This is a genomic window from Amycolatopsis speibonae, from assembly GCF_042647925.1.
GTDB lineage: Bacteria > Actinomycetota > Actinomycetes > Mycobacteriales > Pseudonocardiaceae > Amycolatopsis > Amycolatopsis speibonae.
Genome location: NZ_JBHRWK010000155.1, coordinates 28,659 through 39,599 on the forward strand (window position 1 = coordinate 28,659; position 10,941 = coordinate 39,599).

10 protein-coding genes are annotated in these 10,941 nt (G+C 64.3%); 5 read left to right on the forward strand and 5 right to left on the reverse strand.

Going from position 1 to position 10,941, the window contains the following annotated elements:
- The first annotated feature begins 460 nt into the window (after window positions 1–460).
- Both ACFOSH_RS43170 and ACFOSH_RS43175 read left to right on the forward strand, forming a co-directional pair.
- Complete coding sequence (locus tag ACFOSH_RS43170) at window positions 461–853, forward strand: hypothetical protein (RefSeq protein WP_378247466.1); 393 nt, start codon at window positions 461–463, stop codon at window positions 851–853.
- A gap of 713 nt (window positions 854–1,566) precedes the next feature.
- Window positions 1,567–2,322 carry a LuxR C-terminal-related transcriptional regulator gene (locus ACFOSH_RS43175; protein WP_378247468.1) on the forward strand — a complete coding sequence of 252 codons (756 nt, stop codon included), beginning with the start codon at window positions 1,567–1,569 and terminating at the stop codon, window positions 2,320–2,322.
- Here the strand turns inward: ACFOSH_RS43175 and ACFOSH_RS43180 are convergent.
- Together ACFOSH_RS43180 and ACFOSH_RS43185 are read right to left on the reverse strand one after the other, a co-directional pair.
- Window positions 2,315–2,872, reverse strand: a complete 558-nt coding sequence (locus ACFOSH_RS43180) for a hypothetical protein (protein WP_378247470.1) — start codon at window positions 2,870–2,872, stop codon at window positions 2,315–2,317. The genes ACFOSH_RS43175 and ACFOSH_RS43180 overlap by 8 nt on opposite strands.
- 124 nt (window positions 2,873–2,996) lie before the next feature.
- Window positions 2,997–4,037, reverse strand: coding sequence for a hypothetical protein (locus tag ACFOSH_RS43185; protein ID WP_378247472.1), 1,041 nt, complete (start codon window positions 4,035–4,037; stop codon window positions 2,997–2,999).
- Between the two features lie 240 nt (window positions 4,038–4,277).
- Between ACFOSH_RS43185 and ACFOSH_RS43190 the strand changes: the two genes are divergently transcribed.
- Window positions 4,278–4,730, forward strand: coding sequence for an SsgA family sporulation/cell division regulator (locus ACFOSH_RS43190; RefSeq protein ID WP_378247474.1), 453 nt, complete (start codon window positions 4,278–4,280; stop codon window positions 4,728–4,730).
- Here ACFOSH_RS43190 and ACFOSH_RS43195 read toward each other — a convergent pair.
- Complete coding sequence (locus tag ACFOSH_RS43195; protein ID WP_378247476.1) at window positions 4,652–5,299, reverse strand: type VII secretion system-associated protein; 648 nt, start codon at window positions 5,297–5,299, stop codon at window positions 4,652–4,654. The two genes, ACFOSH_RS43190 and ACFOSH_RS43195, sit on opposite strands and share 79 nt — an antisense overlap.
- Before the next feature lie 204 nt (window positions 5,300–5,503).
- Here ACFOSH_RS43195 and ACFOSH_RS43200 point away from each other — a divergent pair, with 204 nt between their 5' ends.
- Window positions 5,504–6,058, forward strand: coding sequence for a type VII secretion system-associated protein (locus tag ACFOSH_RS43200; protein WP_378247478.1), 555 nt, complete (start codon window positions 5,504–5,506; stop codon window positions 6,056–6,058).
- Between the two features lie 21 nt (window positions 6,059–6,079).
- Here the strand turns inward: ACFOSH_RS43200 and ACFOSH_RS43205 are convergent, their stop codons facing one another.
- Complete coding sequence (locus tag ACFOSH_RS43205; protein ID WP_378247480.1) at window positions 6,080–8,803, reverse strand: ATP-binding protein; 2,724 nt, start codon at window positions 8,801–8,803, stop codon at window positions 6,080–6,082.
- 313 nt (window positions 8,804–9,116) lie between these two features.
- On the opposite strand from ACFOSH_RS43205, the gene ACFOSH_RS43210 reads away from it, so the two are divergent.
- Window positions 9,117–9,575 (forward strand): YbaB/EbfC family nucleoid-associated protein, encoded by a 459-nt coding sequence (locus ACFOSH_RS43210; protein WP_378247482.1) that lies wholly within the window; start codon window positions 9,117–9,119, stop codon window positions 9,573–9,575.
- Between the two features lie 696 nt (window positions 9,576–10,271).
- Here ACFOSH_RS43210 and ACFOSH_RS43215 read toward each other — a convergent pair.
- Complete coding sequence (locus ACFOSH_RS43215; RefSeq protein ID WP_378247484.1) at window positions 10,272–10,529, reverse strand: hypothetical protein; 258 nt, start codon at window positions 10,527–10,529, stop codon at window positions 10,272–10,274.
- Window positions 10,530–10,941: the final 412 nt, after the last annotated feature.

Here is a 10,941-nt window from a genome sequence, read left to right on the forward strand (position 1 = left end):
GTAGTACATGAAGGCCTCCTTCCTTGCGCCAGGCGCAAGGAAGGGGGCCTTCACACAGCAGAGGACTCGGACAAACGACGGCCAACCGGATAATTCGACGCGGCACGAGTCCTTTGTGGACAGCCCCGAGAACCTCAGGCGCTGCCCCTTAAGTTCCTGGCATTGCGGCTCAAGGTAGGCAAGGAGGCCTTCACGACCTTGGTTCGCGCCGAAGGGGCGTCCTCGACGCCTTACGTCGCTGCGGCCCACGCGGCCCCTGGCTGCGTCGGAGAAAAGCTCCTGGTACTACCAGCGGCTTTTCTCCGTCTTGTCAGGAACCACGTGGATCTGCAACGGGCGCAAGACAACACCGATCACGCGACACCAGGGAGTCGAGTATTTCGGGAACGGAGTGTATCCACTCGGGCAGACCGTGTCTGGGAGACCGCCTTCCGGTCCGTCACTTCCTATGCTCGAGGTCATGGTCGTGACCTCCCGGGAGTCGAGCGCACAGTTCGCGGTGTTCGAAACCATCGCCGAGTACAACAGTGCTTATCCCCATGCGCCGATGCCATACAAGGGCAACGCTCGTAACAGGCTGCGCAGCTTCACTTGCGCCGCTTCCGGGTTGTGGGACGACCTGACCGTCAGCGGCTCCAAGTACATTCTGGACTTCCTCCCGGTCGGCGTGCCGGCCCCCGGCTGGCCGGATCGTGAAGGCATCGTCGTGGCGACCCGCTGGGGTGATCCTCCGATTATGATTCTCTCGGGAAGGGTTCCGCTGGGGTGGGCGTGGGAGGCTGTCACCAAGGCCTGGCCCACGACCTTGGGTAGCGCGGCCCGGGTTCTGAATTCCGCCACTCGTGCGCAATGACAGCGGTCGTCAAGTCGCGGGCCTTTCCATCGAGGGGTAGGGCAAACGTGTCGTGTTCGTGAGCGGGGCGACGGTGGGTGCGAAGACTCCCGGCCCCGGCCAGCCCTTCGCGACACTGGCCCGCGTCCATCGCGTCGGGTCGGCGAGCGACGGATCGCCCTGCCTTGGACCCTCGGCCCAGACGCGACACTTTCCCTTCCCTCTCGATATGCTGTCCGCGATTCACTGCTGCGGATGAGATCAGCGGGCCGAAACCTCCACTTATGGAGGGGTAAGGCAAACGTGTCGTTGCCGGAACTCTGCGGGGCGCGTTCTGCTCGAAGCCGCCGCCCCGGTGCTCATGTCGCGAAAGCCACTTTCGGGACACAGTCGACAGCGTCGGGACCTCTCGCCAGGATCGACTCCACCCGACCTGCCGTCCACCCCGGCCGACGTTTGCGAAAGCTTTGACTTATCTCAATGTCACTGCTTCGCCTGGTAACCCCGCCGGAATTCCGGAAGCAAGACCAATGAGCCTTCCTGGAGGTGAAAATTTCTCGCCGGTGCCGGTCAAGCGACCGAAAAGTGGCCGTAGTCGAGGGCGAACCTGTCGGCCGACTGTGAACTCGCTCTCACTCATTCCGGTGCATATGGCTGGAAGGTGGAAAGTTTTCTTTCGAGATCGGGTCGGCCGCTTGACAGGTTTCAGGAGTTAATTAAGGTCTGAAAGAATAATGAATGAGCAGAATATAGGAGTTATGGGCCGTGACAGGACTGGCAGGGGACCGCAGCGCATCGCCGGGTGGCCGGATCGGCTGATCCCGGACACGTCGGCTCGTCGGCCTGGTTCGTCTCGTGATCCGGGAGGTTTCGGGCGGTCTCTGAGGTTCGAGTCCGGGCTTCATGTGCTGTTGGTGGATCCGCTTCCGGACAGGCGACGGAATCTGGCGGGCAGGCTGAGGCGCCTTGGCGCCAAATCCGTCACCGAAACCACGGCGCCCCGAGGTGTGCAAACGATGGCGCCGGCCGCGAAGCAGTGCGATCTCGTGGTCCTCCGCGCGACTGAAACCCCGCGAAGTACAGCAGAACTGGTGGGCGATCTTCGCCGACAGGGCGGAAAACGCGTGGTCGTGATCGCCGCTGAACACGATCCGATGTCGGCGATCGCCGCATTCTCCGCGAACGCCGTCGGCTATCTGGTCGAAAGTTTCGATCCCGAACTGGTCGACGACTTCGAACCGCAGCCGTCACCGTCTGGTGGCCTGCCCATCCGCAACGAGTGCGGCGAGCAGGTTGAAGGCCTGTCCGCCCGCGAGAGCGAGATTCTCTCCCTGGTGGCGGACGGAAAGACGAATCGGGAGATCGGTGCGGATCTCGCCTTGTCGGCGAACACCGTCAAGGGTCATCTCGCCCATATGTCCAGGAGACTGCAGACCGGTGATCGGTCGCGGATGGTCCTGCTCGCGCTCCGTTCCGGAGCGATCAGCTGAGTCCATGGCGTGTCGGCCGAATCGCGGGATGATGGTTCGGCCGTCGCAGTGCCCGGGCAAGTGCGGCGATGACGCCGGATGCCACGGGCAGCCAGCGATCTTTCGGTGATGGCTCACGCAGCCACTGCACGGCGCCACGTGGAGTGATCGTCGGAGGCAACAGTGTCCTCGACGGGGAACGGTGGAACAGCACCCCGTTGGGTAGTTCCTCGTCCGAGAAGACGCAGTCGTCCGATTCCACGAGCGCGAGCGCTCTGAACGGAGCACCCGGAACCACGAGTAAAGGGCCACGGGGTAAGGCGCCGGTCGAAGCGAAAAGGTGCTTTCCGCCCCGGAAGGGCACGGACACCGCGGCCATGCCGCCGGTAAGGTGGAGCAGCAGAGTGTTCTCCAGGATCTCGACGTCCCAGGCGAAAGTGGCCCGGTAGAAATCGGCTGCCCCGAGCAATTTGGGTGATACTCCGCGATACGCGGCCTCTCGCATTCCGTTAGAGCCGGCGGTCGTCTTCACATCGGCCCCCGAAGAAAATGTTCCCATGGAACCCGCCATTCTGCTCACGATCTCGTCGTTGTTGGACCCATTCGGAACGATCGATCGCTATTTTGCGCCGAGCGACTTCAGGAAGTCTTTATGTCCGGGAGTATTCGCCGGGGCGGGCGAAGGGGGCGTTATGTCAGGAACTGGTCCACACGGGTTGGTTGGCGGGAGAAGGAGTCAGTACCTCCATGACCCGGCCGAGTGCCACGGTGTCCGGCAACGGCGGGGGGCCGTCGATGTCGTTGATGTAGGCGAGAAGTTCGGGATCCGGCGTCAGATGATGTTCCCGGAGATAGTAGGTGACCGTGTCGGTCCACACCCAGGAGCCGTCGGTGTAGAAATTCGTGGGTACCGTCCGGCCGCGGTCGGGCTCGACGATGTCGCCGAGCATGGCTGAAGTGACGAGCAGCAAGGTAGCCGATTCGAGGTACTCGCAGATCCTGTCCCGCTCGTTCTGGTCGGCGATTTTCGGCCTGTCGGGAGCGAACTCGGGACCCTTGTCTCGATCGACCTTGTCGAAGACCTTGGCCACCTTGATCGTCGGGTCGGTGTCGGCGGCCCAGAGCAACCTGCCGTTTTGCTGGGCGGCCCGCTGGTAGGGCAGGCGCCCGTTGCCGAGAGGTACCACCTCGACCTGCGGAGCCTGCTCGCCGGCGGCGAGCAAGATCTCCTGCAGGCGTCCGGCCAGTTCGGACGGCGCTATGGCTTCGTCGTGGTCGGTGTTCACCTCGGCCACGTACACCACGCGAGGTGGCGGGTAGGGGGCATCGTCGATGGGGCTGCGGATGGCGCTCCAGATGCCTCGCAAGCCCGGTTCGCCGGTCGCGGCGGCGAGCAGGTCCTGTTCGGCGAGCGCGGAGATCAGCGTCGCTGCGTTCGCGTCCTCGTCCTCGTCCTGATCTTCCTCATCGAGGTCCGCCGACGCGGAGGAAAAGCGCCATGGCGGCGGATCGTCGTCCGTCGTGAGTTCGATCATGGCCAGTGAGTCCGGGTCGCCCCCCTCATTCGTCAACAGTTCACCCAGCACGTCGAGGTCGTCCTCGGTCAGCGGGAGCGTGGTCCGCCGCCCCGCGAACACCAAGAGCTGGGCCACCTCCCCGCACCGCTCTTCCGCCAGCATTGCCCGGGCACTGGTGAGTGCGTCGTCGGACAGCCAGCCGGCGGCATGGAGTAGCATGCCGTGAAGCTCAGAGGTGAAGGGGTGGCTCATGCATCTCTCCCGAGGGCTCGTAGGTCACCTGTCATTCTGACGCAGGCCGAAGACCGGTCTGGCGAAAACGGCGGCGAAGTGCCCGAATGTGCATTTTTCGCCGACAAACAGCACCGGCTCGATCCGCCACGACTGGCACCCGAACGGCGGTTTCGTGGCCGGAGTGGCGTGCAGTGAAAATGAAGTCTCGATGTCGATACTGGGACCATGAACAACGAGATGACCCCATCAACGTCCGAGAACGTCCCGATCGAACATGTGGCGCACAGCCACGATGTGGTCTTCATGCGGGCGACCCCGAATGCCGAGGACGTACTCGTCGATGTCGAGCTTTGCTACGACACCTGCGATCCGTTCGCGATCAAGGCGCGCTTCCTGCGAGATACCCCGCAGGAGATCGACTGGTTGTTTTCGCGTGAACTTCTGACGGCCGGCCTCCTCCAGCTCTCGGGGGAGGGCGACGTCCGGATCGGTCCGTCGACTTCCCGCCCCGACTGTCTACAGGTCGAACTCGAGACCCCCGAAGGCGCCGCCAGGTTCACGGCACACGCAGAAGACCTGAAGGAGTTTCTGGACTGCAGTCACGCAATGGTGCCGCGCGGCGACGAATCCCTGTGGATCGATTTCGAGGTCGAGCTCGGCAAGCTCGCTTCCGGCTGAGCCTGCTCCGTGTACAGCCGTTCGATGACTTCTTCGTCCATGTCCAGACTCAGGCGCATGAAGTCCGCGTTCAGGCGCACCATAGCCGGCCCTCCCGGATTGAAGAGCACGTCGACACCCTCGGCGAGTAGCTCGACGAGTCCGGCGAGGTCGATGCGGCGCCAGTCCGGTGAGCTGACCCGCTGCCGATGAGGCTCGCCGGTCGCGATCACGACACACGGGATCTCGTCCGGAGACCGCATCACCAGGGGCCTGCCGTCACCGTTCATCGCGATGTCGAAGAGCGAGTCGCGCAGTATGAGCTGGACCTGCTCGATCTCACCCTGGCCACGCAGCACGAGTCGTAGTGCCGCGTCCAGCGGATCGGTCGGCGAATTCTCGTCCGCGGGGACGTAGCCGGGATTGGCCCGGAACTTTCCCGCCTTGCCGTCCTCGATCGGCCACATGCCGACGACCGCCTCGATGGGCGGCTGCTGATCCTCCTTTTCCGGCTCCCAGCCAAGATCCATCAGCAGAACCCAGTTCTCCAGGTCGTCTTCCTGCGGCATCGGTTCCGTACCATCGGCCATCGTGTGGTTCTCCTGATCTTCTTGGGTGGACGTTCACGGCATCATGACGCGTTTCCCCGGCGGGCACCACAGATCCGGAGAACTCTTCGATTCGCGAGTGTCCCGTTCGTGAGGGATATTCGGCACAAACTCCGCGCCTGGTGGTTTTCCGGCCGGGTTTCGGAAAGAACGAGCACAGTAGTACCGCGTCCGGAAGGGAAGACTATGAGCGAACAGCCCGAGGAGACCGTCGCCGAAGAGGTGGACGGCCACGAGTTGTTGCTGCTGCTCGATCCCGAGTTCAAGATGGGCGAAGAGCAAAAGGGCCTTCCGCCGCAGGTGATCCTGGGCGCGTGGACCGCCGATGAGTCGGGCGGTCCGAGCCGCTTCCACTCGAATCCTCACTACCGCCCCAGCACACCCGGCTCGCCGCTCGACCCCGTGGACGCGGTGCTTCGCGCTCTCGCCGACGGGCAGGACGTCGCGGACCAGCTCTCCGCGGTGCTTCGTGACACTGTGCTCGGGATTGCCACGGACGAGGAAGGTACCGCGGTGATCAAACCCGCACCGGACGGGGTGCCGTCGGTCCAGGTGACCACGTCCCACGGTCACCGCCACCGCGTCGGGGACGACGTCCACTGGTTGAACATCACCGTCGAGGACCTCGCCGCGGCCTTGCCCCCGCGGGGCGTGGACGTGTTGCTGAATCCTGGTTCGCCGGCCTCGATGCGGGTGCTGGCGGACGCGATCCGCGCGGCCGCTCGACCCGAAGACGCCTGACCGCCAGGGTCTTTCGCCTGGTCAGAGCCGAAGCTCGCCATTGACGATCGCGGTGGACAGTTCGATGCGGGACCGGTAGCCACTCCGGATGAACAAGCGGCTCAAACGTCCTTCGACGCTCTTTTCGCTCGTGATCAGTGCCACGGCGATCTGCTTGTTGCTCAAGCCTTCGGCCGCCAGTGTCGCCAGCAGCCGCTCGTTCTCCTCCACCGTGTTCCGGCGGCCGGGAACAACTATGCCGTGCTTTTGCATCAGGGTGCGGGTCTTCGCGCGGTGCATGAGCGCGCCGAGGCCGGACATCAGCTCGTAGGCCTCGCTGAGCAGCGCCGGATCCGCCACACCATGCTTCACAAGACGTGCGATGAGAGTCGACAATTCGAGCGGTTGACCACGTTTGTGTGCCATTCGCAGACACTCCATCGCGGCGGTCGTGTCCTTCGTGACCGCCGCGCGTACGAAGGACGCGAGTGCGGCTGCTCGCCCTGTTGGCAAGATACGCGCCAGCCGTTCGGCCTTCACCAGGCAGTTCTCCGCGCTCTCCCGGTCTTCGAGATCGACTGCCAGATCCGCCAGTTCCGCACAGGCGGTGTCGCAACCGACCACCAAGCCGCGTTCCTCGGCCGTGTTCAAAGCGGTGGTGAGACGATCGGCCGCCCGCCGCGGATCGCCGAGAGCGCGATCGATCAGCGCCTTGGTGAAGTCCAGCAGATGGGCAAGGACCGGGATGCCGTCCCCTGCCGCGGCGACCAGTTCGCGTGCGGTCGTGAGCCGCCCTTGACAGACCAGCGCGGAGACCGTCGTATGGAACATCCCGGTCGTCGCGGCCTCGAAGCAGGGAGTCGATCGGTACGCCACGTTCCGGCAGGCCAGCTCGGTGGCGGTCCGGAAATCGCCGCGCAGGACCGCCGCGGTCGTCCGGTTTGCAGGCCCCGTGTCCTCCCACGAAAGCTCCTCGTCCGCCAGCAGCTTCTCGGCGCGGCCGAGCTCGCCGTTCAGGAGTAAGCCGGTGAGGTGCGCGTCAACCAGCTCGACGCGGTACCGGGTGACATCACGCAGTGGCCACTGCGTTCGGTCCAGAAGGCTTTGCTCGAAAACCTCCGCTTGCCCCTGCCAGAGGCCTCCGAGTGCCTTGAGCAGGTGTAAGGCAACGGCTTGAGGCTGCTCCTCGCGGACCGCCTTGGCCGCCGCGTCAGCCCAGCGTACGGCTTCCGCCCACCGGTCGAGCAGCGCGCACGCGGTCGCCCGGATCACCGCCCGGGCGCCGGGTTCTCCCGCCAGGCGGTGGTCGCCGTCCGCGATGTCGCGCAATGGCTCGGTGTCGTGCCGGCAACTGAGACCGCGGAGGAGCAGTGAGTGGGCGTCGAAGACGTCACCCGCGTTCAACTCGTCCGCGAAGTCGCTCAACACCAGCCGGACGGTGCGCAGACTCTGCTCGTGGAAACCGTTCTGGTGGTACGTGATGACAAGCAGCAGGAGCACCTTCGCCCGCTGTGTCCGGTCCTCGGCGAGATCGACGGCTGCGTTGAGCCAACGAACGGCGGATACGGCGTCGCCCTGGCCGGCTTCGAGGGCATGGCGGATCAGCTCTTCCGACGCCCGCGCCGGATCCACCGATCGGCCGGCCTCGGCCAGGAGATTCGTTCGTTGCTCTCGGTCGGAACAGACCGCGGTCCCAGACCAGAGAGCCTCGACAGCGGCCGCTGCCAGCATCCGTCGCTCGTAGGGGCCGCAGGCCTCGGTCAACGCGGCGATGTGGAAGGGAAGGGTGAAGCGCCACCCCTTTCTCCCGTGATGGAGCAGTCCGGCGGCGCGAAGGGTTTCCAGGCGATCGAGCACGTCCTGTTCGGACCTGCCGATCACCGCGCCGACCAGGCGGAGTGCGGTGCCGCCGAGCGGAGACAGGAAGGCCATCGCCTTGGCCACTTCCCACTCCGCCGTACCGAGCGCACGAACAGACCTGACGTACTCGCTGGTCGGGAGCGGAAACTTCGAGGCGACAGCGGGAACGAAGTACGCGGAACGGTCCACGACCCGGATGGCGCCACCCCGGCGCAGCACGTCCATTGTTTCGCCCGCCGCGGAGAGCACGCCGCGACTTTGGGAGTACACGTGGTCGACGAGCGCGGCGTCGGGAGCGGCCCCCAGCGTGCTGCGCAGTTCGTCCGCCAGCAGATTCTTGGCCAGCGGGCGCAGACGAAGTGTGTGCACCAGGTTTACCTCGCGAAGCCGGGTCAGCGTTTCCGGTCCATAACGGGCGGTGGGGCCGTCGGCGGGCACACGGAGCGCGCCGACACACTTGAGCCGGCGGCCATCGAGCATCGGGATCAGCGCTTCGAGTACCGCGAGGGAGGAGCGGTCGATCCACTGCAGATCGTCGAGCAGCAGAACCGTGCCATCGCCACCGCGACGCAGGGCGGCCGCAGCGGCGTGGGCCGCACGGAGCGCGACGGCCGGATCTTCGTCCGCACCGGCGACCGGTCCGATCGTGGCCCAGGCCGGTTCGACGGGCACCGGGCCCCGCAACGCGGCGGCCGCAGTGCCCTTCCGGTCGCCGGGCAGGAGAACGAAACGGGTGGGCGCGACGTCACCGTTCGGTGTGAACCGCATCGCTGATACGTGCCTCCTCTCCGCTTCGTAGTGTTCGGAAAGACGGGCGAGCACGTTCGTACGACCGGTGCCGGCGAGCCCGGTCAGCAAGACCAGTGGTTTCTCCACCTCGAGAATGGTGTCGAGAATGTTTTCCACCTCGCCATCATCGAGGCAACCGGGGTGGGCCCGGTGTCGGAAAGGTGAGCTGGCCCGACTTCGTGCCCGAAGTTCCCGGCCTCGCGGGTGGCGGCGGCCTCCGTGATCAGCCCGAACGGGCAGCCGGCGAGGAAGATCGGGCAAGGTGCCCGGTGCCGAGGGTGAGCATCGCAGGTTCCAAGGGCAGGGATCACTGCAAAAGAGGCTGTGTTCGCGGTGCGGTGAACGGTTCGTGCTTCGTCTCTGTGACCATGAGACGAAATGGTGCCGCCGAGCGTCCGGGCCCGGACATGAGATAGTGAGGATCTGTGTGATGAACGATTGGGCCGCCGATCTCGACAACGCTGATCCCGTTCTCGAGCAGGCGTTGGCAGATTTGGAGCGGGAAAAGCAGAAGCTGCGAGAAGTGAGCAAGCTCTGGGAGGAGAGCACGACGACGGTCCGCGCGAAGGACAACTCGTTCTCGATGACCTTCGATGGACGCGGCGAGTTGACCGATCTGTCGTTCCAGGGATCGAAGTACCGTTCCCTGCCTCCGGCCCAGTTGGCTCATCAGATCCTGGAGGCGCTGCATCAGGGGCGTAACGAGGCGCATGCGAAGGTGGAGAAGATCATGGGTACGGGTTCGGCGACGGACCCGGACTTCGCCGGGGTCGCCGGTGGCAAGGTCGATCCGATGGAGATGATGAACTCGTTGCTGGGGCCGATGCTGGGCGGTGTCGACGGGACGGGCGCGAACGCTCCGAATTCGTCGGTCAAGAAGAGCGACTGACCTGCCTCGGTCGACCCCCGGATGGACCTCGCTTATTGAGTGGCAGGGCAAACGTGGCGTGCCGTTGAGGTGTGCGCCGAATGCGGCATGTGTCCTGAAGGTCCCCTTCAAGACGTTGAATGTCTTGAAGGGGACCTTCAGGACATTCTGCGGCGCGGCTCACGGCACCGGAACCTTGCGGATGTGACGCGGAGGGAACCTTCCCCGCATGCGATGCGACGAAAGTCCCCTTCGCCCGCCCGGCAGGACACCTTTACCTTACCCCTCAAGAGAACCAGCTTTACCACTCACGAGGTACCTGTGGCGTTGGAATGACGTCTCCAATGTGGCGTTGGGGACATTCGGCGTCCCCAACGCCACATTCGGGACATCGCGGTGGTGCATGGTTGGGCATGTCGCGAAAGCCACATTTGCCTTTCTGTCCAATAGAACGACCATTGCCACTCGCGACTCCTGCGCAAAGCGCTCATATCGGGCACGCGGGGCAGGCTTGATGTCCCTTGAGGCTGCAGACTACTGAGGGCTGGTTTTCGGTCCGTGCCACGAAGATCGCTGGAACCCGGGGACAGTTCATGCGGCAAGGTCGCGCAACGCGCCACCACATTTGCCTTGCCCCTCAACGAAGCGGGTTCGACGCCTTCGGTCAAGAGTTCACTTCGCGCTACGGGCATCGTCGGGAAGTACGTCCGCCGCCCGCTAATAGGCCTTCGCGTGTTCACAGGGCTTCTGCGCCGCGACAGGCTGGACCGCGTTCGCTGACACCCACTCGTCGTGTTCGCGCTCGAAGATGATCTCGATGTCTCCAGTGAGGTCTTCATGGCCAGGGAGGCGTGGTGTGGATGGTGTGCCGACGCGACCGCCGACAGGTGGGTCGTTCATATCGGTGATATCTGCGCCCGTCCCACTTCGCGCCCGATTCCGGTGTCCGGTGTGGCGGTCGACCACGACGATCATGCTTCGAAGGTGTCCGTCCATCGGGGCAAATCGCGATAAGTTATCGCAGAGTCAGTGTTCGGTCAAGGGGCAGGAAGGGCAGTAGGGGTATGCAAAAGGTCCTGGGTGGGATTTTTCGTTGGGCATTAGGTCAAGCGTGTGTAACCGTGGTTTGGCGCCTGCCTTCGTGCCGATGGCCATCGTCGTAGCGGGAGTGGGTGTGGTCGACAGAGAACATCGAGAATGGAGGAGACATGGCTGAGAAGTTTCGGTTGGATGCTGATGGTGTGGGGCGTGTGATGGATGGTTTGGGGTCGGTCAATGGTGATTTGAGGGATGCGTTGGTGGCGTTGAATGGGGTTCTTGATCAGTATGAGGGGTGTTGGGGTGATGATGAGATCGGGAAGCAGTTCGAGAAGGGTTATAAGGCTGA